Source organism: Allokutzneria sp. A3M-2-11 16 (assembly GCF_024213555.1).
Classification (GTDB): Bacteria; Actinomycetota; Actinomycetes; order Mycobacteriales; family Pseudonocardiaceae; genus Allokutzneria.
Window position 1 is genome coordinate 1,907,914 of the sequence record NZ_JANAVO010000001.1, and the last position, 26,656, is coordinate 1,934,569.

Below are 26,656 nucleotides of genomic sequence, written 5' to 3' on the forward strand. Positions count from 1 at the left end.
CGAGTTGTCCACAGGGTTGTCCACTGCCAGGTCATCACGAGGAGTAAGGGTGTCGGATCGCTGGATCGCCGTGTTGTCCGGCGGGCTCTCGCACGAGCGCGAGGTCTCCCTGCGGTCGGGACGGAGGCTCTCAGCGGCCCTACGCGGCACCGGTCTGGTCGTCGAGGAGTGGGACGCCGACGGCACGCTGCTGAGCCGTCTGCGGGGCTCTCGGCCCGACGCGGTGGTGGTCGCGCTGCACGGCGGCGAGGGCGAGAACGGCGCCGTGCAGTCGGTGCTGGAGCTGACCGGCGTCCCGTTCGTCGGAACCGACTCGAAGGCGTGCCGCCGGGCCTGGGACAAGCCGACCGCCAAGGCCGAGCTCGCCCGCTCCGGGCTGGCAACGCCGGACTGGGTGGTGCTGCCGCACAGCACCTTCCGGGTGCTCGGGGCACAGTCGGTGCTCGACTCGCTGGTCGACCGGCTCGGCCTGCCGCTGATCCTCAAGCCGGACCAGGGCGGCTCGGCCCTGGGGGCCCGCGTGGTGCGCGACGCGACGGAACTGCCCGCGGCGATGGTCGGCTGCCTGGCCTACGGCGACACCGTCATGGCCGAGCGCTACATCGAGGGCGTCGAGGTCGCGGTGAGCGTCGTCGACAGCCTGGACGGACCGGTGGCCCTGCCCGCGGTGGAGATCGTCCCGGAGAGCGGCCTCTACGACTACGCGGCGCGCTACACCGCCGGGCTCACCCACTACCACGCGCCCGCGCGGCTCGCCGAGGCCGAGGCGAAGTCGGTGGGGGAGCTGGCCGTCGCGGCGCACCGGCTGCTCGGTCTGCGGGACGTGTCGCGGACGGACGCGATCGTGGCCGCGGACGGCACCGTGCACTTCCTCGAAGTGAATGTCTCGCCCGGACTGACCGAGACCTCGCTGCTGCCAATGGCGGTCGAGGCGTCCGGGCGTTCGCTCGGCGAGGTCTTCGCCGGACTCGTCGAGAAGGCCATCGCTCGCGGCTGACACGGCAAAGGGGCCTCCGGACGCTCATCGCGTCTCGGAGGCCCCATTTTCATTTCGTCACCGTGACAAAACGACCCAGTGTGACGGCTAGGCCCCGTTTTGTGTCCGATTTGCCCCATTCGGCTGCATCATCGCCACGATGCGTTCGAGGTCGTCCACCGAGCCGAACTCGACCACGATCCGGCCCTTGCGCTTGCCGAGTTCGACCTTCACCCGGGTCTCGAAACTGTCCGACAGTCGCTCGGCCAGATCCTGGAGACCGGGCGCGTGCATCGGCTTGCGGGCAGCGGGCTTCGGCTTGGCGGGCAGCTCGCTCTTCGCGAGGGTGACCGCCTCCTCGGTGGCCCGCACCGACATGCCCTCGGCGACGATGCGCGCCGCCAGCTCCTCCTGGCCGCCGGAATCCTCCAGGCCGAGCAGGGCGCGGGCGTGCCCGGCGGAGAGCACCCCGGCCGCCACCCGCCGCTGCACGGGGAGGGGGAGCTTCAGCAACCGGATCATGTTGGTGATGACCGGGCGGCTGCGGCCGATCCGCGAGGCCAGTTCCTCGTGGGTGACCTCGAACTCCTCCAGCAGCTGCTGGTAGGCCGCCGCCTCTTCGAGCGGGTTCAGCTGGACGCGGTGGATGTTCTCCAGCAGCGCGTCCCGGAGCATCGCGTCGTCGGCGGTCTGCCGGACGATGGCCGGGATCTTGGTCAGCCCGGCCTGCTTGGACGCACGCAGCCGCCGCTCGCCCATGACGAGCTCGTAGGAGTTGCGGGAGAGCTCGCGCACGACGATCGGCTGCATGAGGCCGAACTCGCGGATCGAGTGCTCCAGCTCGGCCAGCGCCTCGTCGTCGAAGACCTGGCGCGGCTGCTTCGCGTTGGTCTTGATCTCCGGGATCGGCACCTCGCGGTAGACCGCGCCCGCGACCTTCCCGGTGAACTCCTCCGGCTTCCCGCCCTCGCGGTTGGCCACGGCGAGTCCGCCGCCCGCCGCCGCTCCGGCACCGCCCGGGGGGCCCTGGGGGATCAGGGCGGCGAGCCCCCGTCCGAGGCCGCCTTTCCGTTCGCTCATGTCCGCTCCATCTGCGTGCCCCGGATGGCCAGCTCGCGACCGGCGTCGAGGTAGCTCATCGCTCCACGTGAACCCGGATCGTAAGCGAGCACCGTCTGTCCGAAGCCCGGCGCCTCCGAGACCTTCACGCTTCTGGGGATGACCGTCTTCAGCACGTGGTCCCCGAAGTGCGACCGGACCTCGGCGGTGACCTGGTCGGCCAGCTTGGTGCGCCCGTCGTACATCGTCAGCAGGATCGTGGAGACGTCCAGCGTCGGGTTCAGGTGCGCCTGCACCAGCTCGATGTTGCGCAGCAGCTGGCCGAGTCCCTCCAGGGCGTAGTACTCGCACTGGATCGGGATGAGCACCTCGCGGGCCGCCACGAGCGCGTTCACCGTGAGCAGGCCGAGCGACGGCGGGCAGTCGATGAAGACGTAGTCCGGGCGGAGCTCGTCCAGCGCCTCGGGGGAGAGGGCCTCCTTGAGCCGCCCCTCCCGGTTCGGCATGGAGACCAGTTCGATCTCCGCGCCGGCCAGGTCGATGGTGGCCGGGACGCAGTAGAGGTTGTCGGACTGGCTGCTGACCGCGGCCGCGTCGGACACCGAGATCTCGCCGATCAACACCTCGTAGATGGACGGGGTGCCGGAGCGGTGCTCGACGCCCAGGGCGGTGCTGGCGTTGCCCTGCGGGTCGAGGTCGATCACGAGGACCTTCAGGCCGTGTATGGCCAAGGCCGCGGCCAGGTTGACGGTGCTCGTGGTCTTACCGACGCCGCCCTTCTGGTTGGCGACGGTGAGGATCCGGCGCCGGGCGGGCTGGGGGAGTTGCTGCGCGTCGGGGTGGAGCACCTTGGTGGCCCTGGCGGCCTCCTCGGCGATCGGGGTCCACCCGGAGAACTGGTCGGAGGTCGTCACCGCGTGTTGCCCCTCTCCGGCATTCGGCGCGCTGTGCGCCCCGTACGAACCCACTGTTTCACGTGGAACATCCACCGCTCCGTTCTGCGACTCACGCTCACCGATCCTTCCTCCTGCGCCGCCGGGCATCACGGCCGCGGTCGACCTCGACCCGCGGTACGAGCACCACCGTGGTCGGCACCTCCAACACCCCGTCGCCCCGGGTGACAACCTCCGGGTCGCCACCACCGGCCGCCTTCACCTCGCGGGCGTCCCGCTCGATCTCCTCGGCCGCGCTGGCGCCCTTGAGTGCCACCAGCAGACCACCGGTCCGCGCCAGCGGCAGGCACCACGCCGCGAGCTTGGCCAGCGGTGCGACCGCCCGGGCAGTCACCACATCGGCGCCCCCGTGGGCCGTCCGCACCGCCTTCTCCTCGGCGCGGCCACGGACGACGGTGACCGAGGACAGTCCCAGGTCGTCCGTCACGTCCTCCAGCCAGCCCACCCGGCGAGCCATCGGCTCCAGCAGCGTCAGCCGCAGATCCGGCCGGACGATCGCCAGCGGGATGCCCGGCAGTCCGGCTCCGGAGCCGACGTCAACCACGCGCGCGCCCTCCGGGAAGAGATCGCTGATCACCGCCGAGTTCATCAGGTGCCGATCCCACAGCCGGTCCACCTCGCGGGGACCGATGAGTCCGAGCTCGACGCCGCGCTGCGCCAGCAGGTCGTGGAACCGTACCGCGAGCTCCAGGCGCGACCCGAACACCTGATCCGCTCCGGACGGGGGGCCTGTGGGTGTCGGCGCGGACGGACGCTGTTCGGTTTCGTTCATCTCTCTCCAGCTCGCGGTTGCGTTTCACGTGAAACATGGCGCTCCGCGTGGCGAACGCATCGCCGTGTTTCACGTGAAACGAGTATCGGGGGTCCGCCCGGGGCCACCCGCTCCGGCTCGCCGCTCATGCGCCAACGGGCGCGGCGAACGCGCCACCGGCCAAGCATCACGGGTCCGAAGCGAGAAGGGAAGCGGATGGCGGGCGAGGTGAACCTCGTTACGCGCCGCGTAGCGAGGGTGGCTTTCGCCCGGTGCGGGTTCCCCCGAAAACAAGGGTCCTCTGCGGCGGGTGAGGCGGTCAAGCTGAGCGGGGGCTTGGGCGGAGATTCGCTCGCCAGTTCCTTCGTCCGGGGCAGCCTGGCATACGAAAGGGCCCCGCGGTCGGCGACCACGGGGCCCTTCGGGGTGCTGCGTCAGGAAGTGCGGAACACGACCACGCGGCGGTTGGGCTCCTCGCCCTCGCTCTCGCTGTGCACGCCGGTCACGCTCGCGACCGCGTCGTGCACGACCTTGCGCTCGAACGGGGTCATCGGGCGCATGCGGATGGACTTCTCGGTCTCCAGGACCTTCTCCGCGGTGGACCGGCCGAGCTCGCTCAGCTCCTCCCGGCGCTTGGCCCGCCAGCCCGCGACGTCGAGCATCAGCCGGCTGCGCACCCCGGTGGCCTGCTGCACCGCGAGGCGGGTCAGCTCCTGGAGGGATTCCAGTCCCTCGCCGCGGCGACCGACCAGCTTCTCCAGATCCTCACCACCGTCGATGCTCACCACGGCGCGACCGGCCTCGACGTCGAGGTCGATGTCCCCGTCGTAGTCGAGCAGGTCGAGCAACCGCTCCAGGTAGTCCCCGGCGACGTCGCCCTCGCGCACGAGCAGCGACTCGCCGCCCTCGGCCTCAGCGGCTGAACCGGTGGCGTCGGTTCGCACGTCCGCATCCGCGGCCTGCAAGGTCTCCGACACGGTTTCTCCTCTCAACTGGCAGCCGCCTCAGCGGCGCTTGCGACTCTGCTTCTTGCCGCGGGAACGGTCGTCGATGATCCCAGGGACCGTGCCCGGCTTCGGCCGGGTGGAGTCCTTCTTGGGAGCAGAGCCGTTCGCGGCGGGCTTCTCCGTCTCGGCGTCGGTGTCGTCGCCCTCGGCCTTCGCGGTGGTGTCCGCGGTGGTGTCCGCGGCGGGGCGCTTGCGGCTCGGCTTCTGGCCCGGCTTCGGGGCGAGGTTCTGCCGCTTCGAGATCGCGTCCTGCTTCTTCTGCTCTTCCTCGCGGTCGATGCGGTGGTAGACCACGTACTGCTGCATCAGCGTCCAGAGGTTGTTGCTCAGCCAGTAGAGCAGCATGCCCATGGGCAGGAAGAGACCGGCGACGAGCACGCCCAGCGGGAAGACGTAGAGCGCCAGCTTGTTCATGATCGCGGTCTGCTGGTTGGCCGCGGCGGGGTTCTGCCGGGCGACCGAGTGCCGCGAGGTGAGGTGGGTCAGCGCGCTCGCCACGATCATGATCGGGATCGTCACGGCGACCTGGTCCGCGCGGACCGTGCCGTACTGGCCCAGCGTCTCGGCGGCCGCGGTCAGCGAGGACGAGAAGTTCGCGCCGAACAGCTTGGCGGCGAGGTAGGACTTGACCTCCTCGGCACCGAAGAAGAAGTTCTTCGTCGCGTTGGCCTGGAAGCCCTGGAGCACGTTGGTCAGACCGAAGAAGACCGGGATCTGCACCAGCATCGGCAGGCAGCCGCCGAGCGGGTTGAAGCCGTGCTCGGACTGGAGCTTCTGCATCTCCGCCGCGAGGCGCTGCCGGTCGTTGCCGTACTTCTCCCGCAGCTTCTGCATCTGCGGAGCGAACTCCTGCATCTGCTTCATGGAGCGCACGTACTTGACGAACGGCTTGAAGAGGATGGCCCGCAGGGTGAAGACCAGGAACATGATGGACAGCGCCCAGGCGATGCCGCTGGAGGCTCCGAACAAAGCCCCGAAGACCTTGTGCCAGACCCACATGATGCCTGACACCGGGTAGTTGATGAAATCCAGCACGAAGCTACTCCTCGGCGGGGATGTGGTGAACCCGCTCCTGGTCAGTGGACTCGCCACGTGACCCTCGGCGCGGTGGAACGGGGTCCATGCCTCCAGGGTGCCAGGGGCCGCAGCGGAGCAGTCGGCGCGCGGCGAGCCAGGAGCCCCGGAGCGCGCCGTGCACGGTGATCGCCTCGACGGCGTACGTGCTGCAGCTTGGGTAGAAGCGACAGGACGGGGGGAGCAGGGGGGAGATCCATCTGCGGTACCCGCGGACGGGGAGCAGCAGCACGCGTCCGGCGAGACCAGGTCGGCCCGAGTCGGCCTCGGGTGGCTGGTGCTCGGTCATGACGACGGTCCGCGTGACATCCGGCGCAGCTTGCGCAGCGCCGCGTCGAGATCGGCGGCCAGCTCGGTGCTCGTGGCCGTGGCCGCGGGCGCGAGCGCGCGGACGACGAGCTGGGAACCGGTCGGCAGCTCGGCCAGCCGCGGCCCCAGCAGGTGCCGGAGCCTGCGGCTGACGCGGTGCCGCACGACGGAGTTGCCGACCGCCTTGCTCACGACAAAGCCCACTCGCGACGGGAGACCCCCGTCTGGAGTGGGCTGCGTCGCGTCAACCGCTTCGGCCATGCCTACCTCCCGCTCGGGCAGCAGAGCGTGCACCACGAGCCGGGAACGTCCACTGCGCCGTCCCCGGCGCATCACCAGACCGAAGTCCTGGCGACGCCTGAGCCGGGAGACCGCGGGGAGCACGGCGTAGGCGGCGGTCAGGCCGACAGCTCAGCGCGTCCCTTGCGGCGGCGAGCAGCCAGGATGGCGCGGCCGGCGCGGGTGCGCATGCGCAGCCGGAACCCGTGGGTCTTGGCGCGACGACGGTTGTTGGGCTGGAAGGTGCGCTTGCTCACGGACGGATCTCCCGGTTGCTCATTACTGGCAGGTCTGTGGTCGTCCCACGCCTACCGAGGTAAGGAAGGTGCTGCCCCGCGACGCCGTTGACTCGTGAAGCCAAATGTCGGGGCGCAGCGCAACGCTCCCGCTGCGCGCGGGAGACCGTTCGAGGGTACGCACCGGACATCCGCACATCAAATCCGGGGGCGTCCACCACCACCGAGCTACGGACTGCACACGGTCGGTTGACTTCGCCGCAACCGATCGCGGGCGTGCCCTTGTGGCTCGTCCCGGGCGTTGCTAGCGTGCCTGTCCGCGCTCGGGGAGCCAGGCTCCACGGAGTTCGCCGAACACCCTGTACAGGCATTCGGGCACCACACATGGGCCGGGGGCCGTTCGAGGTAGCGGGGCATCCCGCCGTACCTTCATGCACAGTTGTGGATAATCCTGTGGACGCCCTTATCCTCACCGACTCCGCGTCGCGACTCGGGTACGGGCAGGCGGGTGGATCCCGCCGGCCCGACGGGTCGTGTGCGAGCGAGGGGAGGGGAGCGCAGCAGTGTCCGACAACCATGATCTGGCTCTGATCTGGGACCGGGTCGTCCAGGAACTGTCCGCGGGAACCCTGACCCGGCAGCAGCGCGCGTGGATGCAGATCACCAGGCCGATCGGCCTGCTGGACGGCACCGCCCTGCTCGCCGCCCCGAGCGATTTCGCCAAGGACGCCATCGAGCGCAGCCTGCGCGGCCCGATCACCGCGGCGCTGTCCCGCCACCTCGGCGGGACCGTCTCGCTCGCGGTGAAGGTGGACACCGCCCAGCCGACCGCGCCGGTGGTCAGCCCGCCGCCCGGCATCGCGGTGCCGCCGGAGACCGCCTCCGAGATCACCCGCCCGCTCCCGGTCATCACCGAGGACGGCGAGGAGGAGGTCGACGAGGAGCGCGAGGCGCTGGCCACGGTCAACGAGATTTGGCCGACGTTCAACGGCCAGGCACCCGAGGGCGGGCTCGCGGGCCAGCCGTTCACCGCGCCCCGGCACGGCCCGCCGACCTCGCAGACCAAGCTCAACGAGAAGTACACCTTCGACACGTTCGTCATCGGCGCCTCCAACCGCTTCGCCCACGCGGCGGCGGTCGCGGTGGCCGAGGCACCCGCGCGCGCCTACAACCCCCTGTTCGTCTGGGGGGAGTCCGGGCTGGGCAAGACCCACCTGCTGCACGCGGTCGGGCACTACGCGCAGCGGCTGTTCCCCGGGATGCGCGTGCGCTACGTGTCCACGGAGGAGTTCACCAACGACTTCATCAACTCCCTGCGCGACGACCGCAAGGTCGCCTTCCAGCGCCGCTACCGGGACGTCGACATCCTGCTCGTCGACGACATCCAGTTCCTGGAGGGCAAGGAAGGCACGCAGGAGGAGTTCTTCCACACCTTCAACACGCTGCACAACGCGAACAAGCAGATCGTGGTCTCCTCGGACCGGCCGCCCAAGCGGCTGGAGACGCTGGAGGACCGGCTGCGCACGCGCTTCGAGTGGGGCCTGATCACCGACGTCCAGCCGCCCGAGCTGGAGACGCGGATCGCGATCCTCCGCAAGAAGGCCGCCCAGGACCGGCTGAACGTGCCCGCCGAGGTGCTGGAGTTCATCGCGGCCCGGGTCGAGCGCAACATCCGCGAGCTGGAGGGCGCGCTGATCCGGGTGACGGCCTTCGCCTCGCTCAACCGGCAGCAGGTGGACACCCAGCTCGCCGAGATCGTGCTGCGCGACCTGATCCCCGACTCGCACGCGCCGGAGATCACCGCGCCGACGATCATGGCGGTCACCGCGGAATTCTTCACGCTGACCATCGACGACCTCTGCGGCCCCGGGAAGACCAAGGCGCTCGCCGGTGCCCGGCAGATCGCGATGTACCTGTGCCGCGAGCTCACCGACCTGTCGCTGCCGAAGATCGGGCAGACCTTCGGCGGCCGCGACCACACCACCGTGATGCACGCGGACAAGAAGATCCGCAAGGAGATGGCGGAGCGGCGGCGCACCTACGACCAGGTGCAGGAGCTGACCTCGCGCATCAAGATGCGCGCCAAGGGCTGACCCCGGCGCGCACTCCCACCCCCGCACCGCCCGTACGGGCTCGCTGACGCACGCGCGCGTGCCGGGGTCGCCCCAGCTCGTCCTCGCGCTCGGCCCACCTTCTTTATTCAGGATGGGGAGCGCGGCGCCGGGGGTGGCCGAGACCGGCCTCCCGGCGTTCTCCGGGGGTGTGATCCCCTGTCCCCTGGCGGTTGAAGCCGGGCCGACGCGCGCCCTCGTCCCGTAACCCACACCCGGAGAAACCCTCCGCCGACGCGCCTCGGCGACAGCCGTCCCACGGTCAGGGGCGGCGTTCTTTATTGGCCCTGTGGGCTGCCGAACGGACCAGCGGCCCCAGAAAAGTCGCCGATTTTGTCCCCCATCCAGGGAGATCCGGGCCACGCTCGGGCTGTGTGGAACCTGGGGGCAACCCCACCCACATCTGGGGAGCGTTCTGTGGACAGCTGGGGACAGATGTGGATTGCGGGGGTGGCAAGAAAATCCATCCACACCCGGCCCGAGTTATCCACCGGTCCACGCCACGATCAATCCACACTGGAGAACCGACTCGGACCTGCGAAGACGACGGCTGTCCACACAATCCACAGCCCCTATTACTGCTGTTGGTTTTCCCTTGAAGAAGAAGAACAAAGAAAAAGCAGGGGGCTGGGGATCTGGGGATGGCTCGCCCACCGAGGGGGTCGGGGACGTCCAGGCCGAGATGACGCATCCGCCGTCGACGCTCTACCGTGGTGCCACCGCACACCAGCCGCCGGTCGGTCCCGGTCCTCAGCCGGCATCGGCCGCTCGCTCGCCACCAGAGGTTTATTGGCGATGTGGAGCGTCGAAGCCGGTCAGGTGCGCGGAAAACGCGTGGTTGCCCCGTCGCCGCGTCGGCGGCGCGTGCCGAACCCGAAAGGAAGCCCCATGAAGATCCGCGTCGAGCGCGACGGCCTTGCCGACGCCGTCGCCTGGGTCGCTCGCAGCCTGCCCTCGCGGCCGCCGGTGCCGGTCCTCGGCGGTGTGCTGCTGGACGCGGGCTCGGGCGAGGACTCCAGCGAGACCCTGACCATCTCCGGCTTCGACTACGAGGTCTCCGCCCAGGTCGGCGTCCCCGCGATGGTCGCGACCGGCGGCAAGACGCTGGTCTCCGGGCGGTTGCTGGCCGACATCACCAAATCGTTGCCGAACCAGCCCGTCGAGATCGCCGTCGACGGCAGCCGGGTGAGCATCACCTGCGGCAGCTCGAAGTTCAGCCTGCCGACCATGCCGGTCGAGGACTACCCGTCGCTGCCGAACATGCCGCAGCTGGCCGGTCTGCTCCAGGCCGAGGTGTTCGCCGGGGCGGTCAGCCAGGTCGCGGTCGCCGCGGGCAAGGACGACACGCTGCCGATGCTGACCGGCGTCCGCCTGGAGATCGCCGACTCCAAGCTCACCCTCGTCGCCACCGACCGCTTCCGGCTGGCCATGCGCGAGTTCGAGTGGGAGCCGTCGGGCGCGGTGGAGACCGCGGTGCTGGTCCCGGCGCGCACCATGGCCGACGCGGCCAAGACCCTCGGCGGGTCCGGCAACAAGATCGAGCTGTCCCTCGGCTCGACCGACGGACTGCTCGGCCTCGCCGGTTCCGGCCGCCGCACCACCACCCGGCTGCTGGACGCGGAGTTCCCGAAGTACCGCCAGCTGCTGCCGAGCGAGCACAGCGCCGCGGCCGTCATCGAGGTGGCGAAGCTGGTCGAGGCGATCAAGCGCGTCTCGCTGGTCGCCGAGCGCGGCACCCAGGTGCGGCTGGAGTTCAGCGAGTCCGGCCTGCGGTTGACCGCGGGCGGCGACGACGAGGGCAGCGCGGAGGAGGAGCTCGCCGTCGAGCTCACCGGCGAGCCGCTGACCATCGCGTTCAACCCCGGCTACCTGCTGGACGGCCTCGGCGCGCTGCACACCGACCGCGCCCAGCTGGAGTTCACCAGCTCCAAGCGCCCCGCGCTGATCAAGCCGGTCGGCGAGGACGGCAACCTGCTGCCCGGCTACGTGTACCTGCTGATGCCGGTTCGGCTGCCGGACTGACGGATACCCCTTACCCGCAACGCTTTCAGCCCCCGTTCGAAAAGGATGGCATCGGTGCAGCTCGGACTCGTCGGTCTCGGCAAGATGGGCTTCAACATGCGCGAGCGGCTGCGCCGCGCCGGGCACGACGTGGTCGGCTACGACCGCAACCCGGACGTCAGCGACGCCTCCTCGCTCGCCGATCTGGTCGCGAGGCTGGACGGCCCGCGGGTCGTCTGGATCATGGTTCCGGCCGGGGGGCCGACCCGGCAGACCGTGGAGGAGCTCGGCGAGCTGCTCAGCGAGGGCGACCTGGTCGTCGAGGGCGGCAACTCCCGCTTCACCGATGACCAGGAGCACGCGAAGTTCCTGGCGGACAAGGGGATCGGTTACCTCGACTGCGGGGTCTCCGGTGGCGTGTGGGGACTGGACAACGGCTACGGCCTGATGGTCGGCGGCGACAAGTCCAATGTGGACAAAGCGATGCCGATCTTCGACGCGCTCCGTCCGGACGGGCCCCGCGAGGAGGGCTTCGCGCACGCGGGTGCCGTCGGTGCCGGGCACTTCTCGAAGATGGTGCACAACGGCATCGAGTACGGCCTGATGCAGGCCTACGCCGAGGGCTTCGAGCTGCTGGACGCCTCGAAGGTCGTCACCGACGTGCCCTCGGTGATCAAGGCGTGGCAGCGCGGAACGGTCGTCCGGTCCTGGCTGCTCGACCTGCTGGTGCGGGCGCTGGACTCGGACCCGGAGCTGGACGACCTGCGCGGCTACGTCGAGGACTCCGGCGAGGGCCGGTGGACCATCGAGGAGGCGATCAACCTCGCGGTGCCCGCCCCGGTGATCTCCGCGGCGCTGTTCGCGCGGTTCGCCTCCCGGCAGGACGACTCGCCCGCGATGCGCGCGGTGGCCGCGCTGCGCAACCAGTTCGGCGGGCACGCCGTGCACAAGGCCGGAAGCTGACCCCCGACCCGCGTGTACGTCAGACACCTCCAGGTCACCGACTTCCGCTCCTGGGCGCACGCCGACGTGCCCCTCGAACCGGGCCCCAGCGTGCTGATCGGGGCGAACGGCCAGGGCAAGACCAACCTGGTCGAGGCCATCGGCTACGTGGCCACCCTGTCCTCGCACCGGGTGGCCACCGATGCCCCGCTCGTCCGGATCGGCGCACCGCGCGCCGTCGTCCGCACCGCCGTCGTGCACAGCGGGCGGGAACTGCTGGTCGAGCTGGAGATCACGCCGGGCAAGGCCAACCGCGCCCGGATCAACCGCGCCCCCGCGGGCAAACCGCGCGATGTGCTGGGCATCCTCCGGACGGTGCTCTTCGCGCCGGAGGACCTGGCGCTCGTCCGGGGCGATCCCGGGGAGCGCAGGCGCTTCGCCGATGACCTGCTGGTGGCGCGCACACCTCGGCTGGCGGGGTTGCGCTCCGACTACGAGCGGGTGCTCAAGCAGCGCGGCGCGCTGCTGAAGAGCTCGGGTGCCGCGCGCCGGGCCGGGCGGGGCGGCGACATCAGCACGCTGGAGGTCTGGGACGGGCACCTGGCCCGGCACGGCGCCCAGCTGCTGGCCTACCGGCTGAACCTGGTCGCCGACCTGGAACCGCTGGTCGCGGCCGCCTACGCGGGGGTGGCGCCGGAATCGCGGCCCGCGCAGATCCGCTACCGCAGCACCCTGGGCGCGGACCTGCCGGAGGGCTACGGTGTGCCCGGCGGGCCGAGGGCCGACGCCGAGCAGCTGGAGACGCTGCTGCTGGAGTCGATGGCCAAGGTCCGCTCCCAGGAGCTGGACCGCGGGGTGTGCCTGGTCGGGCCGCACCGCGACGACGTCGAGCTGATCCTCGGTGACGCGCCTGCGAAGGGCTACGCCAGTCACGGCGAGTCGTGGTCGTTCGCGCTGGCCCTGCGGCTGGGCGCCTACGAGGTGCTGCGCGGGGACGGGGTCGAGCCGGTGCTCGTGCTGGACGACGTCTTCGCCGAGCTGGACCGGCGGCGACGGCAGCGGCTGGCTACGGTCGCGGCGGCGGCGGAGCAGGTGCTGGTGACCGCCGCGGTCGCCGAGGACGTGCCGGCCGAGCTCGACGCGGTCCGCTACGACGTGGGGGAAGGAGAGATCCACCGTGTCCGATGAGCAGGGGGACGGCCGTCGCACATCTGGGGATAACCCTGTGGACAGTGTGGACAACTCGGTCACGCGTCGAGGCGGGACGGCACCGGACCCAGGGATAAACCCGGGTGGTTCTACCCGGCAGGGTGGTGACACGGCCGGAACCGAGCACGCACTGCGAGGATCCGACCTCGCCAAGGCCGCCCTGGAGGCCGCGAAGGCCCAGGCGAAGGCGCGAGGTGTCCCCAAGGGCCGGTCGGGCTCGAAGAGCACGGCCCGGTCGGGCGGCTCGCGCAGGCGCCGCCGCTGGTCCGGGCCCGGGGCCGACGACCGCGATCCACAGCCGCTCGGCAGGCTCGCGTCGCGGATCGTCGCCGACCGCGGCTGGCAGGGGCAGCTCGCCGGGGGACACGTGTTCAGCCGCTGGGCCGCCCTGGTCGGGGACGAGGTCGCCGAGCACGCCAAACCGATCACGCTGCAGGACGGTGAGCTCACCGTCCAGGCCAGTTCGACCGCATGGGCGACACAGTTGCGGTTGCTGCAGCGCCAGTTGCTCACGAAGATCGCCGCAGGCGTCGGAAACAACGTCGTGCGCAGGCTGAAGGTCCAGGGACCGGCTGCGCCGAGCTGGCGGTACGGCCCGCGCCATGCACCCGGCCGCGGCCCGCGCGACACGTACGGTTGAAATCAGCCGCCAAGGAGAGCGCCGCAGGCGTGTCGAACCAGTGTCGCAGCACTCAGGACGTGGTGAAGTTCGCGCAAATCGCCCTGTGACGTTCTCAGGGGTGTCCTAGTGCCCGTTCTGTCGGCGCCGCCCGGTAAGATTGAGAAGGTTGGGCCCGCTCTCCCTGCGGGGTGGTCCCGCCAACATCGCGTGCACCTTGTCTGCGAGGAGACACCAGGCCCGTGGCTGAGAACAAGAACGAGTACGACGCGTCATCGATCACCGTCCTCGAGGGCCTGGAAGCCGTCCGCAAGCGGCCGGGTATGTACATCGGCTCGACCGGTGAGCGGGGACTGCACCACCTCATCTGGGAGGTGGTCGACAACGCGGTCGACGAGGCGATGGCGGGTTTCGCCACCAAGGTCGACGTGACCCTGCTCGCCGACGGCGGCGTGCGCGTCATCGACGACGGCCGCGGCATCCCCACCGGCATCATGGCGGGCGAGGGACGGCCCGCCGTCGAGGTCGTCATGACCAAGCTGCACGCGGGCGGCAAGTTCGACGGTGAGAGCTACGCGGTCTCCGGCGGTCTGCACGGCGTCGGCATCTCGGTGGTGAACGCGCTGGCCACCGCGGTCGACGTGGAGATCCACCAGAACGGCTCGGTCTACCGGCAGCGCTACGAGGGCTCCAAGCCCGTGCACGACCTGCGCCGGGAAGAGGACACCGACCGCACCGGGACCTCGATCACCTACTGGGCCGACCCGGGGATCTTCGAGACCACCGTCTACAACATCGAGACGATCGCCCGCAGGCTGCAGGAGATGGCCTTCCTCAACAAGGGCCTGACGATCATCCTGCGCGACGAGCGGCTGGCCGAGGGCGAGGAGGACGCGGAGGTCGGCAAGCTCCGCGAGCGCACCTTCCACTACCCCGGTGGCCTCGAGGACTTCGTCCGGCACATCAACGCCACCCGCGACGAGATCCACAAGAGCGTCATCGGCTTCGAGGCCAAGGGCGACACCCTTGAGGTCGAGATCGCGATGCAGTGGAACACCGGCTACTCCGAGTCGGTCTACACCTTCGCGAACACGATCAACACCCACGAGGGCGGTACCCACGAGGAGGGCTTCCGCGCCGCGCTGACCCGCGTCATCAACGAGTACGCGCGCGACAAGAAGTTCCTCAAGGAGAAGGACACCAACCTCTCCGGCGACGACGTCCGCGAGGGCCTCGCCGCGATCATCTCGGTGAAGCTCAAGGAGCCCCAGTTCGAGGGGCAGACCAAGACCAAGCTCGGCAACACCGAGGCGAAGTCCTTCGTGCAGAAGGCGTGCAACGAGCACCTGGCCGACTGGATGGACCGCAACCCCGCCGACGCGAAGACGATCATCACCAAGGCGATCTCCTCGTCGCAGGCCCGGATGGCCGCGCGCAAGGCCCGCGAACTGGTCCGCCGCAAGGGCGCGCTGGACATCGGCGGCCTGCCCGGCAAGCTCAAGGACTGCCGCTCCACCAATCCGGAGGAGTGCGAGATCTACGTCGTCGAGGGCGACTCGGCGGGCGGCTCGGCCAAGGAAGGCCGGGACTCGATGTACCAGGCGATCCTGCCGATCCGCGGCAAGATCATCAACGTTGAGAAGGCGCGCATCGACCGCGTGCTGAAGAACAACGAGGTGCAGAGCATGATCACCGCGCTCGGCACCGGCATCCACGAGGAGTTCGACCTAGAGAAGCTGCGGTATCACAAGATCGTGCTGATGGCCGACGCCGACGTCGACGGCCAGCACATCCGCACGCTGCTGTTGACGCTGCTGTTCCGCTTCATGCGCCCGCTGATCGAGCACGGTTACGTCTACCTGGCGCAGCCGCCGCTCTACAAGATCAAGTGGCTGCGCACCGAGCCCGAGTTCGCCTACTCCGACCGCGAGCGCGACGGGCTGATCGAGCAGGGCCTGGCCGCGGGCAAGAAGCTCGGCAAGGACGACAACATCCAGCGCTACAAGGGTCTCGGCGAGATGAACGCCGACGAGCTGTGGGAGACCACCATGGATCCGGCGCAGCGGGTGCTGCTCCAGGTGACGATGGACGACGCCGCGACGGCCGACGAGCTGTTCAGCGTGCTGATGGGGGAGGACGTCGAGGCCCGGCGGTCCTTCATCACCCGCAACGCCAAGGACGTCCGGTTCCTCGACGTCTGATCGGCTCCGCCCGACCCGCCCGGCCCGAACGCTGACGCACGAGAAGGACTGCAATGACTGAAACTCTGCCGCCGGAGCACGACCGGACCGAGCCGGTCGACATCCAGCAGGAGATGCAGAACTCCTACATCAACTACGCGATGAGCGTCATCGTCGGCCGGGCGCTGCCGGACGTGCGGGACGGCCTCAAGCCGGTGCACCGCCGCGTGCTCTACTCGATGTTCGACTCGGGTTTCCGCCCGGACCGCGGCTACAACAAGTGCTCGCGCGTCGTCGGCGACGTCATGGGCAACTACCACCCGCACGGTGACTCCTCGATCTACGACACCCTGGTGCGGCTGGCCCAGCCGTGGGCGCTGCGCTACCCGCTGGTCGACGGCCAGGGCAACTTCGGCTCCTCGGGCAATGACCCCGCGGCCGCCATGCGGTACACCGAGTCCCGGCTCGCGCCGCTGGCGATGCACATGCTCGCCGACATCGACGAGGACACCGTCGACTTCCGGCCGAACTACGACGGTCGCACCCAGGAACCCGACGTCCTGCCCTCCCGCATCCCGAACCTGCTGATCAACGGTTCCGCGGGCATCGCGGTCGGCATGGCGACCAACATCCCCCCGCACAACCTGCGCGAGGTCGCCGAGGGCGTGGTCTGGGCGCTGGAGAACTGGGAAGCCGGCGAGGACGAGACGCTGGCCGCGATGATGATGCGGATCAAGGGGCCGGACTTCCCGACGCACGCGCAGATCCTGGGCACCTCCGGCATCGAGGAGGCCTACCGCACCGGACGCGGCTCGGTCCGGATGCGCTCCGTCGTCGACGTCGACGAGGACGCCAAGGGCCGCACGATCCTCGTCGTCACCGAGCTGCCGTACCAGGTCAACCCGGACAACCTGGTCGAGAACATCGCCAACCTGGTGCGCGACGGCAAGCTCACCGGCATCGCCAACATCGCCGACGAGTCCAACAGCCGCCGGGGCATGAGGATCGTCATCACCATCAAGCGCGACGCCGTCGCCAAGGTGGTGCTGAACAACCTCTACAAGCACACCCAGCTGCAGTACTCGTTCGGCGTGAACATGCTGGCTCTGGTCGACGGCGTGCCGCGCACGCTGCGGCTGGACCAGATGATCCGGCACTACGTGAAGCACCAGGTCGAGGTCATCAACCGGCGGACCCAGTACCGCCTGCGCAAGGCCGAGGAGCGCGCGCACATCTGGCGCGGCCTGGTCAAGGCGCTGGACATGCTCGACGAGGTCATCGCGCTGATCCGCCGCTCCGACACCCCGGACACCGCGCGTTCCGGCCTGATCGACCTGCTCGGCGTCGACGAGGTCCAGGCCAACGCGATCCTGGAGATGCAGCTGCGCCGACTCGCGGCCCTGGAGCGGCAGAAGATCGTCGACCAGCTGGCCGAGATCGAGATCGAGATCGCCGACCTCAAGGACATCCTCGCCAAGCCGGAGCGGCAGCGGCAGATCGTCCGCGACGAGCTGATGGCGATCGTGGACAAGCACGGCGACGACCGCCGCACCAAGATCATCCCCTTCGACGGTGACATGTCGATGGAGGACCTGATCGCGGAGGAGGACGTCGTCACCACGATCACCAGGACCGGCTACGCCAAGCGCACCAAGACCGACCTGTACCGCGCCCAGAAGCGCGGCGGCAAGGGCGTCCAGGGCGCGCAGCTCAAGCAGGACGACATCGTGGCGCACTTCTTCGTGTGCTCCACCCACGACTGGATCCTGTTCTTCACCAACCAGGGCCGGGTCTACCGGGCGAAGGCCTACGAGCTGCCGGAGGCCAACCGCACCGCCCGCGGCCAGCACGTGGCCAACCTGCTGGCCTTCCAACCGGACGAGCACATCGCCCAGGTCATCCACATCAAGGACTACAACGCCGCTCCGTACCTCGTGCTCGCCACGAAGGGCGGCCTGGTCAAGAAGTCCAAGCTGGCCGATTTCGACTCCAACCGCAGCGGCGGCCTCATCGGCATCAACCTGCGCGAGGGCGACGAGCTGGTCGGCGCGGTGCTGTGCTCCTCCGACGACGACCTGCTCCTGGTCTCCGCGGACGGCCAGTCCATCCGCTTCCACGCCAGCGACGAGGCGCTGCGGCCGATGGGCCGGGCCACCTCCGGCGTGCTCGGCATGCGCTTCAACGACGGCGACGAACTGCTGGCGATGGGCGTGGTGGCCGACGACAAGTTCGTGCTCGTCGCTACCGACGGCGGCTACGCGAAGCGGACGCCGCTCGGGGACTACCCGATCCAGGGACGCGGCGGGAAGGGCGTGCTGACCATCCAGCACGACCGGCGGCGTGGCAGGCTGGTCGGTGCGTTGATCGTTGACGTCGACGACGAGCTCTACGCGATCACCTCCAGCGGCGGGGTCATCCGGACGAGCGCGGCCGAGGTCCGCAAGGCGGGCAGGCAGACCAAGGGGGTGCGCCTGATGAACCTGGGCGAGAAGACCACTCTGGTCGCGGTCGCGCGCAATGCTGATGACAATGAACCCGAGCCCGGCACCGAGGCCGCTGACGGTCCCGGCGTCGAGGCCGTGGTCGATCCCGTCGTCGGCACCGAGGCTGAGGCCGTCGTCGACACCGACGTGAGCGATCACACCGAGGAAGGCAACAACTAGGCGGCAGTACGCGTCTAGCTGGATGGACCGCACCATCGGCAAAGGACCGTGATGACTTCACCCGAGAACCCCGACCGCTCCGACGACCAGGCAGCGAAGTCCGAGGACCGGACCTCGCTGATCACCAAGCCTGGAGCGGACGGGGGCGCCGAACCCGCGGAGCGCGGCGAGCAGGCCGAAGCGGGCGACGGCGAGCAGCAGGCTCCGCAGGAGACCGCACGGGCTGAGGACAGCGGGGCCGTCGAGGCCACCCAGAAGGTGGCCAAGCCCGCCAAGGGCGACGGTGGTGGTCCCCAGATCGACGCCAAGACCGAGCACATCGCGCTCGGATCGGCCCCGCCGCCGTGGCAGCGGGTCACCGTGTCCGGACAGGGCACGGCCCCGCCGCCACCGACTCCGGCGCAGCCGACCCCGCCGACCCAGCAGCCCCCGGGTCTCGGGCGGCCGCCGGAGCAGCCGAGGGAGTTCGGCGGCGCGCAGGAGCTCCAGGACGAGCCCACCCAGCACACCGAGCAGCCGATGTTCGCCGGACTGAGCGACGACTCGATCGGCGGCCGCACCACGGTGACCTTCCCCACAGCGGGTGGTCGCCCGGCCGCGTCCGCGGCGGCCTCCGCTGCCACGGCGGCCGCGCCCAGTGCGCGCCGCACCGGCCGTGGCCCGCGACGGGCGAGCCTCCAGGTCAAGCGGATCGACCCGTGGTCGGTGCTGAAGCTGGCCCTGGTGCTGTCCGTCGCGCTGTTCTTCGTCTGGATGGTCGCCGTGGGCGTGCTCTACGGCGTGCTGCACGGCATGAGCGTGTGGGACAAGCTCAACGGCACCTACAAGGACCTGGTGCAGACCGCCGACGGGGCCAACGCGGAACCGTTGATCAGCGTCGGCCGCGTGTTCGGCGTCTCGGCGATCGTGGGCGCCATCAACATCATCCTGTTCACCGCGATGGCCACGGTCAGCGCGTTCGTCTACAACGTCTCCGCCGAGCTCGCCGGCGGCGTCGAGGTCACGCTTTCCGAGCGTGACTAGGGACTTCGCTCCGAGGCTGGCCCCGGTTTGGGCCGGGGCCAGCACATCGGGTAGTGTCTGTTTCATCGCAAGGGCCTATAGCTCAGCTCGGTTAGAGCGCTTCACTGATAATGAAGAGGTCGGAGGTTCAAGTCCTCCTAGGCCCACTGCAAGTTCCTGTCTTGGGGGCACCCGGGATCATTGCGCCGCTAAGGAGGCGAACGAACGTGAAGAAGCTGCTCGCACTTGCTGCCGTGGCAGGCGCCGTGCTGTTCTTCGTGAAGCGCAACCGCTCGGCGAAGGCCGAGGCGGACCTGTGGCGCGAGGCCACCGCGCCGACCGAGAACTGATCTCGAAGCGAGCGCCAGCCGCTCGCTGAGGACCTGTAGCCCCGGTGGCCTTCTGGCCACCGGGGCACATGTCCGCTCGGGGACATAGCTCAATTGGCAGAGCACCGCCTTTGCAAGGCGGGGGTTAGGGGTTCGATTCCCCTTGTCTCCACTCGCTTTGGGCAACCCTGCTCACGTGCTGCGCACGTTCGCCGGGGCGCTCGTCATCATGTTGGGGGGCCGAGCCCCCCACGCCCCCCACGGTGCGGGCTCTTCTGAACCAGCCTGGTTTCGCTTGGCTTCGCCTTCGCTTTGCTGGATTTCTGGTCTGGTTGACTGCGGGGCATGAGGCGGATCTTGGGTGTGGCCCTCTTGGTGACGGTTGTTGCTGGATGTGGGGGTGAACAGGGGCCTGCTGGTGACCCGAGCACCTCTGCGGCAGCGGCTTCTTCTGCTGCTTCTCCTTCTTCGGTTGGGGTGGGGGCGCCGGGGTGGCCGGGGGTGGGTGGGGAAGGGAAATGTCCGTACCTGGGGAGTGCGGATGTGGCTCAGTTCAACGGGCAGCAGGTGGGGAAGGTCAAGCTCGGGGGCGAAGGGGAGCGACCGGCCTGCTTCTTCTTCAGGCCCAACGGGGAAGAGCAGTTGCGGGTGCGGATCTTCACGGGGACCGAGGCCGAGGCGAAGGCACTGGTGGACTCGGTGGCGCCGGTGGCGACCTCCTCGCCGGTGACGCTGGACGGCGGGTGGAAGGGCGGGGCCCAGCCCACGGAGAAGGGGGCGGTGTTCGCGGTCGCCAAGGGGGGGACTGCCGTTGCGGCGGTGTCCAACCAGAAGCGGACCATCGCGCCCAAGCGGGCCGTTGAGAAGGCCATCGAAGCGGTGAAATAGCAGCAGCCCAGGAGTCGCCGGGCGCGTGACGCGGTGACTCCTGGGCTGCTGGTGTATCGGTGTGTGGTGGGCTGGCGATCGGTCAGCTCTTGTTGCTGGTGTTGTTCGCGGAGGTCTTGCTGCGGGTCGGCTGAGCCGTGTGCTTGCCGTTGTCGCTGGACGTGCGCTGCTGCGGCGTCTGGGGCTGCTCGTCGACCTCCTGGAGGGAGACCTGCTCCGGGCGCTTCGACAACACCGTCGCCACCGCCGCGCCGATCCCGCCGAGCAGGATCAGCACCACCGGCCACCGGCGGCGCTTCTTCGGCTGTTCCTTCGCGAACGTGGCCGCGAGGTCCTTGTAGGCCGCCTTGGTGTTCTTGTGCAGCTCCCTGCGGGCCTGCTTGAACTCCTTGCGCGCCGCCTTACCCCGTTTGGCGAGCAGCTTGCGGGCCTTGCGGCCGCGCTTGCCCAGCTCCTCCGCGGTGTCCGTAACGCCGGCCTGGATCTTCTCGGGGGTCAGTCCGCGCTTAGCCAACTTCTTCTCCGCCTTCGCCAACGCACGTTTCGATGCCTTTATTCCCTGCTCAGCGGCCTTCTCCGTGCGCACGCGCGCCGCCTTCAGGCCGGTCCCCATCGCCCTGCCGACCTTCTCGCCGGCCTGGGACATGGTCTTCACCTCGTCCATGGCACTCCTCCAAGACACGCCTGTGGACAGCCATACCCAATCCTGCCCCTTCTCACGCGAACCCGCCGTGGATGGCACGATGGCGTGGTGGCTGAGAGCAACGAATCCCTCGTGGGGAAGACCGTGAAGGTCACCCTGCACACCTCGCACGGCGAGATCCGGCTGAACCTCTTCTCGAACCACGCGCCGAAGACGGTCAGCAACTTCGTCGGGCTCGCGCAGGGCACGAAGGACTACAAGGAGAACAACGCCAAGGGTGAGCGGACCGGACCGTTCTACGACGGCTCGATCTTCCACCGCGTGATCGACGGTTTCATGCTGCAGGCGGGCGACCCGACCGGCACCGGCCGCGGCGGACCCGGCTACCGCTTCGCCGACGAGTTCCACCCGGAGCTGGCGTTCAGCAAGCCCTACCTGCTGGCGATGGCGAACGCCGGGCCGAACACCAACGGCTCGCAGTTCTTCATCACCGTCGGCCCGACCACCTGGTTGAACTTCAAGCACACCATCTTCGGCGAGGTGGCCGACGGCGACTCGCGCGCCGTGGTCGACGCGATCGCCAAGGTGCCGACCGACCAGGGTGACAAGCCGCTGACCGACGTGACCCTCGACAGCGTCACCGTCGAGATCACCGAGGGCTGAGCGGACCGGCATGACGCTCCCGCCGTCCCCACCACCGGACGCCGGCCAGCCGGTGCTGCCCGGCTGCGCGCGACACCCCGACCGGCCGACCGGTCTCCGCTGCACCCGGTGCGAGCGACCCGCCTGCCCGGAGTGCCTGCGCGAGGCCGCGGTCGGCTACCAGTGCGTGGACTGCGTCCGCGAAGGCAACCGGGGCGTGCGCCGTGCGGTGACGGTCGCCGGAGCCGAACTGGTCAGCAAGCCGATCGTGGCCCCCGTGCTGATCGCGCTGAACGTGCTGGTCTTCGTGATCACCGCGGTGCAGTCGCGCAGCGTCATGACCAACTACGACGGCTCCGACCTGTTCACCGACTGGTTCATGCGGCCGATCCTGGTCGCCACCGGTGAGTGGTGGCGGCTGGTCACGAACGGGTTCCTGCACGACGGCATCGCCCACCTCGGCGTGAACATGCTCGCGCTGTGGTTCCTCGGCCGGGACCTCGAACTGCTGCTCGGCCGGGGCCGCTTCATCGCGAGCTACGTGCTGTCGCTGCTGGGCGGTTCGGTGGCGATCATGCTCTTCGACGACCCGATGACCGCCGCGGTCGGTGCGTCCGGGGCGATCTACGGCCTGCTCGGCGGGCTGCTGGTGGCCGTGCTCAAGCTCAAGCTCAACATCGGGCCGGTGCTCGGCGTCATCGCGCTGAACGTGGTGATCACCTTCAGCGTGCCGAACATTTCCTTCCTGGCCCACGCGGGCGGCTTCGTGGTCGGGGCCGCGCTGATGGCGGCGATGCTCTACGCGCCCGCGAAGCAGCGGGGCTCGTGGCAGGCCGGGGCGTTCGTGGCGAGCGCCGTGGTCCTCGCCGGGCTCACGTTCTACCGCTACAACGAACTGCAGGCGCTGCTACTGGGCGGCTAGCCCGGTCAGAACCGCCGCGACGTCGACCGGATCGGCGCCGAGGTCCAGCCTGGTGAACACCAGCAGGGTCTCGGCGCCGTCCCGCGCCAGGACGTCGATCTCCAGGACCGCGTTGGTCCGGCCGAACCTCCGCGCGCTGTGCAGCCGCGGGGTGAGCTCGGCCCAGCTCCAGGAACGGGTGCCGGTCAGGCCGCGCACGGTGATGCCCCCGGCGTCCGCGGTCAGCCTCGGCCGGGCCACCGTGCCGTACAGGGCGGCGAAGCCGAGCAGGACCGCCGCGACCGTCGCGAAGACCTGCGTCGGGGTATCGCGCGCGAGGAAAACCCAGGTCAGCGCGCCTGCGGCGAGTAGCCACCCGCCGCCGACCACGGCGGCCGGTGGGGACCAGCACCGGGCTCCGGCGGGGCTTCCGTCGTTCATCCGACCGTCTCCCAGAGTTCGTGTTGCGGCCCTGGCAACCACATCATCTAGTGCCTCGGGGCCGACCGAGACCGGCTATCCAGTGGACAGCCCGGCGAGTTATCCACAGCAGTTGTCCCCAGTGGGGATGAACTTACAGCTGTGTCGTTCTGCGGCGGGCACGCGAACGGCCCGGACACCAGGGCGTCCGGGCCGTTCGACAGCCACTTCTCGGCCTGCGGGCCGGGTGGTCAGCGCCAGCGCATCGTCATCAGCAGGCCGGTGATCATCAGGGCGAACCCGATGGCGAAGTTCCACGGGCCGAGGTCCTGCATCACCGGGATCTCCTGCCCGGCGAGGTAGTTCACCACCAGCCAGGCAAGGCCGAGCAGCATCATGCCCAGCATCACCACGATGTAGATCGGGTGTGACGGGCCTGCGCCCCGCACCTTGACCGGCGTGCGCCGGTCCGGTGGTGCGGTGTAGACGTCCTTCTTGCGGACCTTGGACTTAGGCATGCTCGTCCTCGCGTGCTCCTGGACCGGCCGGTTACCGGGCGTTTCCGGGGTCCGCAAAATCCGGCCCCGACCCGGTGAACACGTTAACGTAACCGCCTGGGTTCGCGAACTACCTCTGTGGTCACCGCAGCCGAAGGAACGGGAGGGCCGGGTGCGCAGGCTCGACGGCTGGCGGTTCGCCGTGCCCGCGGTGTGCCTGGTCACCGGCCTGTTGTTCGCGGTCAGCCGGAACTCGGCCGATGGCTACGACCTGCGCGGCGGCCGAACGACGGAACTTTCCGGTGTGGTCCGGGAGGCCGAGTCCCAGGTGGGCGAGGCGCAGCAACGGCTGGCCGGGCTGAGGGCGGAACTGGATCGCCTCGGCATCGCCCAGGAGGGCTCGGACCAACGCGTCTCCGAGGCCCGCAGGCGAGCGGACCGGCTCGGCGCCCGGGTCGGCCTCACCCCGGTGACCGGCCCCGGTGTCGCGGTGCGGCTGACCGATGCCCCGCGCGGACCGGACGGGCGCTACCCGAAGGACGTCGACCCGGACTCGCTCGTCGTGCACCAGGTGGACGTGCAGAGCGTGCTCAACGCGCTGTGGGCGGGCGGAGCCGAGGCGATCTCCGTCGCCGACCAGCGATTGGTCAGCACGTCCGCTGTGAGGTGCATCGGCAACACACTGCTCCTGCACGGACGCACGTACTCTCCGCCTTACGTCATACAAGCGATCGGGGACACGGAACGGATGAGCGCGGCACTGGACGCCGAACCGGGGGTGCGACTCTTCCGGCAGTACGCCCAGGTCTACGGCCTTGGCTACCGCGTATCGGCGAGTGAGGCGATCAGGATGCCCGGATACAGCGGGCCGTTGCGACTGGACAAGGCGCAGGAGGTGCCGCGGTGAGTTCGAACCCGCCCCCGGGGCAGCGACCGGTCCCGCGCTACCAGCGCGACCCGGGCCAGCCCCCGACCCCGCCGCCGGGCACGCCCATTCCCCAGGGTCCGCCGCCCGCGCGGCCGCAGGGCCCACCGCCGGTTGGCAGGCCGCCGGGCCCGCCACCGCGGCAGAACCCGCCGCGCCCGCCCCAGCCGGTGCGCGCCCCGCAGCCGGACGATCCGCCGACCCAGCCGATTCCGCGCGTGCGCGCGACACCGCCGCCACCCCCGCCACGTCCCGCGCGCCCGCGTCCGGACGACCTGCCGACGCAGCACATCCCGCGCGTGGTCGACGAGGAGACCGCTGAGGTCGAACAGCCCCCGGAGGACGTCATCGCGGCCGCGGAGGCCGACGAGCCCCCGGCCAAGGCGTCCGAGGACCCGCCGAAGGAGACCGGCCGCGTCGTCGTCCGGTCCATCGGCGAACTGTTGATCACCGCGGGCCTGGTGGTGCTGCTGTTCGTCTTCTACGAGGTCTACGTGACCGACTGGCTCTCCGCGGGCAAGCAGTCCGATGCCACCGTCGCGCTGGACGACCGGTGGAAGGGGCAGGAGGACCCGCAGCGGAAGACCCAGTTCCAGGTCGGCGACGGCGAGGGCTTCGCCAAGATCCGGATTCCCAAGTTCGGCTCGGACTACGTTTACACCGTGCTCGAGGGCACCACCGACAAGATCCTCGAGGTCGGTCCCGGCCACTACAAGAACACGGCCTTCCCCGGGCAGCCGGGCAACTTCGCGGTCGCCGGGCACCGGGTCGGCAAGGGCGCCCCGTTCAACGACCTCGACCTGCTCGACCCGTGCGACGCCATCGTGGTGGAGACCTCGGACAGCTGGTTCGTCTACCGGATGCTGCCGAAGTCCAGCCAGGTCAAGGACTGGGACAAGACCAAGGCGGCCGACCCGAAGTGCCAGCGGGTCGGGACGTTGCGCACCAACGCCGCCGACGGTGGCGGCTACGGCAAGACGGTGGGCCAGGAGATCGTGCTGCCCAGCCAGAGCGCCGTCATCGCGGCCGTGCCGAACCGCCCGGACGCCCAGGTTCCCGCGGGCCAGCAGGCCTCGCTGATCACCCTCACCACCTGCCACCCGCGGTTCTCCGCGCGGCAGCGGCTGATCGTGCACGGCGTGCTGACCCACCAGTACAAGAAGGACTCCGCCAAGCCCGGTGAGCTGCCGGCCGAGTTGCAGGAGAGCTGATGTACGGCTGGATCTGGCGCCACCTGCCCGGACCGCTCCCGGTGCGGGTCTTCGAGGCGCTGTTGCTGATCTCCGGAGTGGTCGCGCTGCTGCTGTTCGTGGTGTTCCCGTGGATCGAACCGAGGCTTCCGTTCAACCAAGTCACCACTGGATGAGGGTGGTTCCCTGTGCGCGTTCTCGTCGTCGACAACTACGACAGCTTCGTCTACAACCTGGTGCAGTACCTGGCCCAGCTCGGCGCCGACTGCGTCGTGCAACGCAATGACGCGGTCGAGCTGGACCGGATCACCGACTTCGACGGGGTCCTGGTCAGCCCCGGCCCGGGCACCCCGGAGCGGGCGGGCTCCAGCATGGACGTGATCCGGCGCTGCGCCGACGAGCGGCTGCCGATGCTCGGCGTCTGCCTCGGCCACCAGGCGCTCGGCGCGGCGTGGGGCGCCACGGTGGAGCGCGCCCCGGAACTGCTGCACGGCAAGACCAGCCAGGTGCTGCACGGCAACGTGGGCGTGCTCGAAGGGCTGCCCAGCCCGTTCACCGCGACCCGGTACCACTCGCTGACTGTGCGCGAGGACACCATCCCGGACGAGTTCGAGGTCACCGGCCGCACGGAGTCCGGCATCGTGATGTCCATGCGCCACCGCGAGCTGCCGCTGCACGGCGTGCAGTTCCACCCGGAGTCGGTGCTCACCGAGGGCGGCCACCGGATGCTGGCGAACTGGATGGCCGTCGGCGGTCACCCCGTCGAGGAGACCAGGGTTCGTGAGCTGGAGGCGGGCATGCGCGCGCTCGCCGCGTCGGCGGCGCCGGTCTGATCATGTTTCACGTGAAC

At 69.7% G+C, this 26,656-nt stretch carries 28 protein-coding genes and 2 tRNA genes; 19 read left to right on the forward strand and 11 right to left on the reverse strand.

Annotated features, from left to right (window positions below):
• Positions 1-49: 49 nt before the first annotated feature.
• On the forward strand, positions 50-997 hold the full coding sequence (locus NLX83_RS09535) for a D-alanine--D-alanine ligase family protein (RefSeq protein WP_254234466.1): 948 nt from the start codon (positions 50-52) through the stop codon (positions 995-997).
• 87 nt (positions 998-1,084) lie between these two features.
• Here NLX83_RS09535 and NLX83_RS09540 read toward each other — a convergent pair whose 3' ends face one another.
• The 8 genes from NLX83_RS09540 to rpmH form a co-directional block, all read right to left on the reverse strand.
• Positions 1,085-2,056, reverse strand: coding sequence for a ParB/RepB/Spo0J family partition protein (locus NLX83_RS09540; RefSeq protein ID WP_254234467.1), 972 nt, complete (start codon positions 2,054-2,056; stop codon positions 1,085-1,087).
• A complete protein-coding gene (locus NLX83_RS09545; protein WP_254234468.1) occupies positions 2,053-2,949 on the reverse strand; it encodes a ParA family protein in 897 nt (298 codons plus the stop codon). The genes NLX83_RS09540 and NLX83_RS09545 overlap by 4 nt, the downstream gene beginning before the upstream one ends.
• 97 nt (positions 2,950-3,046) lie before the next feature.
• Positions 3,047-3,760, reverse strand: a complete 714-nt coding sequence (gene rsmG / locus NLX83_RS09550) for a 16S rRNA (guanine(527)-N(7))-methyltransferase RsmG (protein WP_254234469.1) — start codon at positions 3,758-3,760, stop codon at positions 3,047-3,049.
• Between the two features lie 413 nt (positions 3,761-4,173).
• Complete coding sequence (locus NLX83_RS09555; protein WP_254234470.1) at positions 4,174-4,716, reverse strand: Jag family protein; 543 nt, start codon at positions 4,714-4,716, stop codon at positions 4,174-4,176.
• A gap of 27 nt (positions 4,717-4,743) precedes the next feature.
• Complete coding sequence (yidC, locus tag NLX83_RS09560; protein WP_254234471.1) at positions 4,744-5,781, reverse strand: membrane protein insertase YidC; 1,038 nt, start codon at positions 5,779-5,781, stop codon at positions 4,744-4,746.
• A gap of 4 nt (positions 5,782-5,785) precedes the next feature.
• Positions 5,786-6,109, reverse strand: a complete 324-nt coding sequence (yidD, locus tag NLX83_RS09565; RefSeq protein ID WP_254234472.1) for a membrane protein insertion efficiency factor YidD — start codon at positions 6,107-6,109, stop codon at positions 5,786-5,788.
• On the reverse strand, positions 6,106-6,513 hold the full coding sequence (rnpA, locus tag NLX83_RS09570) for a ribonuclease P protein component (protein ID WP_254234473.1): 408 nt from the start codon (positions 6,511-6,513) through the stop codon (positions 6,106-6,108). The genes yidD and rnpA overlap by 4 nt, the downstream gene beginning before the upstream one ends.
• Positions 6,514-6,527: 14 nt before the next feature.
• Positions 6,528-6,665, reverse strand: coding sequence for a 50S ribosomal protein L34 (rpmH, locus tag NLX83_RS09575; RefSeq protein ID WP_010849920.1), 138 nt, complete (start codon positions 6,663-6,665; stop codon positions 6,528-6,530).
• Positions 6,666-7,207: 542 nt separating this feature from the next.
• On the opposite strand from rpmH, the gene dnaA reads away from it, so the two are divergent.
• The 12 genes from dnaA (at position 7,208) to NLX83_RS40885 (ending at position 20,588) form a co-directional block, all read left to right on the forward strand.
• Positions 7,208-8,737, forward strand: coding sequence for a chromosomal replication initiator protein DnaA (gene dnaA / locus NLX83_RS09580; RefSeq protein WP_254234474.1), 1,530 nt, complete (start codon positions 7,208-7,210; stop codon positions 8,735-8,737).
• 906 nt (positions 8,738-9,643) lie between these two features.
• Positions 9,644-10,777 (forward strand): DNA polymerase III subunit beta, encoded by a 1,134-nt coding sequence (gene dnaN, locus NLX83_RS09585; protein ID WP_254234475.1) that lies wholly within the window; start codon positions 9,644-9,646, stop codon positions 10,775-10,777.
• Positions 10,778-10,822: 45 nt separating this feature from the next.
• Positions 10,823-11,719: a phosphogluconate dehydrogenase (NAD(+)-dependent, decarboxylating) gene (gene gnd / locus NLX83_RS09590; protein ID WP_254234476.1), complete on the forward strand. Its 897-nt coding sequence runs from the start codon at positions 10,823-10,825 to the stop codon at positions 11,717-11,719.
• Between the two features lie 12 nt (positions 11,720-11,731).
• Positions 11,732-12,886 carry a DNA replication/repair protein RecF gene (gene recF / locus NLX83_RS09595; RefSeq protein WP_254234477.1) on the forward strand — a complete coding sequence of 385 codons (1,155 nt, stop codon included), beginning with the start codon at positions 11,732-11,734 and terminating at the stop codon, positions 12,884-12,886.
• Between the two features lie 151 nt (positions 12,887-13,037).
• On the forward strand, positions 13,038-13,547 hold the full coding sequence (locus NLX83_RS09600) for a DUF721 domain-containing protein (protein WP_254236155.1): 510 nt from the start codon (positions 13,038-13,040) through the stop codon (positions 13,545-13,547).
• Positions 13,548-13,768: 221 nt separating this feature from the next.
• Entirely contained in the window at positions 13,769-15,727 is a 1,959-nt protein-coding gene (gene gyrB, locus NLX83_RS09605) for a DNA topoisomerase (ATP-hydrolyzing) subunit B (RefSeq protein ID WP_254234478.1), read from the forward strand.
• A 53-nt stretch (positions 15,728-15,780) separates the two neighbouring features.
• A complete protein-coding gene (gyrA, locus tag NLX83_RS09610; protein ID WP_254234479.1) occupies positions 15,781-18,369 on the forward strand; it encodes a DNA gyrase subunit A in 2,589 nt (862 codons plus the stop codon).
• A gap of 120 nt (positions 18,370-18,489) precedes the next feature.
• On the forward strand, positions 18,490-19,392 hold the full coding sequence (locus tag NLX83_RS09615; protein ID WP_441296809.1) for a DUF3566 domain-containing protein: 903 nt from the start codon (positions 18,490-18,492) through the stop codon (positions 19,390-19,392).
• A 71-nt stretch (positions 19,393-19,463) separates the two neighbouring features.
• A tRNA-Ile gene (locus tag NLX83_RS09620) sits at positions 19,464-19,538 on the forward strand.
• A 60-nt stretch (positions 19,539-19,598) separates the two neighbouring features.
• Complete coding sequence (locus NLX83_RS09625; RefSeq protein WP_210407818.1) at positions 19,599-19,721, forward strand: DLW-39 family protein; 123 nt, start codon at positions 19,599-19,601, stop codon at positions 19,719-19,721.
• Between the two features lie 78 nt (positions 19,722-19,799).
• Positions 19,800-19,872: transfer RNA gene (locus NLX83_RS09630), tRNA-Ala, on the forward strand.
• A 173-nt stretch (positions 19,873-20,045) separates the two neighbouring features.
• Positions 20,046-20,588, forward strand: a complete 543-nt coding sequence (locus NLX83_RS40885; protein ID WP_256563034.1) for a DUF2020 domain-containing protein — start codon at positions 20,046-20,048, stop codon at positions 20,586-20,588.
• 82 nt (positions 20,589-20,670) lie between these two features.
• Here NLX83_RS40885 and NLX83_RS09640 read toward each other — a convergent pair whose 3' ends face one another.
• Entirely contained in the window at positions 20,671-21,252 is a 582-nt protein-coding gene (locus NLX83_RS09640; protein ID WP_254234482.1) for a hypothetical protein, read from the reverse strand.
• An 87-nt stretch (positions 21,253-21,339) separates the two neighbouring features.
• Between NLX83_RS09640 and NLX83_RS09645 the strand changes: the two genes are divergently transcribed.
• Positions 21,340-21,894, forward strand: coding sequence for a peptidylprolyl isomerase (locus NLX83_RS09645; RefSeq protein WP_254234483.1), 555 nt, complete (start codon positions 21,340-21,342; stop codon positions 21,892-21,894).
• A gap of 10 nt (positions 21,895-21,904) precedes the next feature.
• Positions 21,905-22,795 carry a rhomboid family intramembrane serine protease gene (locus NLX83_RS09650; RefSeq protein WP_254234484.1) on the forward strand — a complete coding sequence of 297 codons (891 nt, stop codon included), beginning with the start codon at positions 21,905-21,907 and terminating at the stop codon, positions 22,793-22,795.
• Here NLX83_RS09650 and NLX83_RS09655 read toward each other — a convergent pair.
• Positions 22,781-23,215 (reverse strand): PH domain-containing protein, encoded by a 435-nt coding sequence (locus NLX83_RS09655; protein WP_254234485.1) that lies wholly within the window; start codon positions 23,213-23,215, stop codon positions 22,781-22,783. The genes NLX83_RS09650 and NLX83_RS09655 overlap by 15 nt on opposite strands.
• 230 nt (positions 23,216-23,445) lie before the next feature.
• Positions 23,446-23,712 carry a cell division protein CrgA gene (gene crgA / locus NLX83_RS09660; RefSeq protein ID WP_254234486.1) on the reverse strand — a complete coding sequence of 89 codons (267 nt, stop codon included), beginning with the start codon at positions 23,710-23,712 and terminating at the stop codon, positions 23,446-23,448.
• 151 nt (positions 23,713-23,863) lie between these two features.
• On the opposite strand from crgA, the gene NLX83_RS09665 reads away from it, so the two are divergent.
• Genes NLX83_RS09665 through NLX83_RS09680 form a run of 4 tightly spaced genes read left to right on the forward strand, consistent with a single transcriptional unit; the run spans position 23,864 to position 26,639 of the window.
• Positions 23,864-24,598 carry a DUF881 domain-containing protein gene (locus tag NLX83_RS09665; RefSeq protein WP_254234487.1) on the forward strand — a complete coding sequence of 245 codons (735 nt, stop codon included), beginning with the start codon at positions 23,864-23,866 and terminating at the stop codon, positions 24,596-24,598.
• Entirely contained in the window at positions 24,595-25,827 is a 1,233-nt protein-coding gene (locus tag NLX83_RS09670) for a class E sortase (protein WP_308209288.1), read from the forward strand. The genes NLX83_RS09665 and NLX83_RS09670 overlap by 4 nt, the downstream gene beginning before the upstream one ends.
• On the forward strand, positions 25,827-25,982 hold the full coding sequence (locus NLX83_RS09675) for a hypothetical protein (protein WP_254234488.1): 156 nt from the start codon (positions 25,827-25,829) through the stop codon (positions 25,980-25,982). Before NLX83_RS09670 ends, NLX83_RS09675 begins: the two co-directional genes overlap by 1 nt.
• 12 nt (positions 25,983-25,994) lie before the next feature.
• Positions 25,995-26,639: an aminodeoxychorismate/anthranilate synthase component II gene (locus tag NLX83_RS09680; protein ID WP_254234489.1), complete on the forward strand. Its 645-nt coding sequence runs from the start codon at positions 25,995-25,997 to the stop codon at positions 26,637-26,639.
• The last annotated feature ends 17 nt before the right edge of the window (positions 26,640-26,656 follow it).

What these genes read in the sequence shown, in the direction of transcription:
- gyrA (WP_254234479.1), top strand. Translation starts at nt 15,781, where the DNA reads ATGACTGAAACTCTGCCGCCGGAGCACGACCGGACCGAGCCGGTCGAC.
- NLX83_RS40885 (WP_256563034.1), top strand. Translation starts at nt 20,046, where the DNA reads ATGAGGCGGATCTTGGGTGTGGCCCTCTTGGTGACGGTTGTTGCTGGA.
- gnd (WP_254234476.1), top strand. Translation starts at nt 10,823, where the DNA reads ATGGCATCGGTGCAGCTCGGACTCGTCGGTCTCGGCAAGATGGGCTTC.
- NLX83_RS09650 (WP_254234484.1), top strand. Translation starts at nt 21,905, where the DNA reads ATGACGCTCCCGCCGTCCCCACCACCGGACGCCGGCCAGCCGGTGCTG.
- dnaN (WP_254234475.1), top strand. Translation starts at nt 9,644, where the DNA reads ATGAAGATCCGCGTCGAGCGCGACGGCCTTGCCGACGCCGTCGCCTGG.
- NLX83_RS09540 (WP_254234467.1), bottom strand. Translation starts at nt 2,056, where the DNA reads ATGAGCGAACGGAAAGGCGGCCTCGGACGGGGGCTCGCCGCCCTGATC.
- rsmG (WP_254234469.1), bottom strand. Translation starts at nt 3,760, where the DNA reads ATGAACGAAACCGAACAGCGTCCGTCCGCGCCGACACCCACAGGCCCC.
- yidD (WP_254234472.1), bottom strand. Translation starts at nt 6,109, where the DNA reads ATGACCGAGCACCAGCCACCCGAGGCCGACTCGGGCCGACCTGGTCTC.
- crgA (WP_254234486.1), bottom strand. Translation starts at nt 23,712, where the DNA reads ATGCCTAAGTCCAAGGTCCGCAAGAAGGACGTCTACACCGCACCACCG.
- NLX83_RS09655 (WP_254234485.1), bottom strand. Translation starts at nt 23,215, where the DNA reads ATGAACGACGGAAGCCCCGCCGGAGCCCGGTGCTGGTCCCCACCGGCC.
- NLX83_RS09640 (WP_254234482.1), bottom strand. Translation starts at nt 21,252, where the DNA reads ATGGACGAGGTGAAGACCATGTCCCAGGCCGGCGAGAAGGTCGGCAGG.
- NLX83_RS09675 (WP_254234488.1), top strand. Translation starts at nt 25,827, where the DNA reads ATGTACGGCTGGATCTGGCGCCACCTGCCCGGACCGCTCCCGGTGCGG.